Origin of the sequence: Paracoccus sp. FO-3, from assembly GCF_006386455.1 — a bacterium.
In the GTDB taxonomy this organism is placed as follows: Bacteria; Pseudomonadota; Alphaproteobacteria; order Rhodobacterales; family Rhodobacteraceae; genus Paracoccus; species Paracoccus versutus.
Window position 1 is genome coordinate 1 of sequence record NZ_VCBQ01000331.1, and the last position, 314, is coordinate 314.

Annotated in this window: 1 protein-coding gene; it reads left to right on the forward strand. The window is 73.9% G+C overall.

All coding sequences use genetic code 11. The annotated features are described in order from the left end of the window. Positions 1-314 (forward strand): ABC transporter permease (locus tag FE811_RS27240; protein WP_140849630.1); only part of this gene is annotated, 314 nt, incomplete at both ends.

Genomic DNA, 314 nt, shown 5'->3' on the forward strand with positions numbered 1-314 from the left:
GGCGGCATCGGGGTGATGAACATCATGTTCATCACCGTGCGCGAACGCACGCGCGAGATCGGCATCCGCGCCGCCACCGGCGCCTCGATGCGCGACATCCTGGTGCAGTTCCTGACCGAGGCCACGGTGCTGTCGGCGCTTGGCGGCCTGGCCGGGCTGGCGCTGGCGGGCGGGATCGGCGCGGTCGCCGCCTCGGGCTTCGGCATGCCGGTGGTGTTTTCCGTCACCGTGGCGCTTGGCGCGCTGGCCGGCGCCACCGCCATGGGCGCCGCCTTCGGCCTGGTCCCCGCCATCCGCGCCGCCAGGCTAAGCCC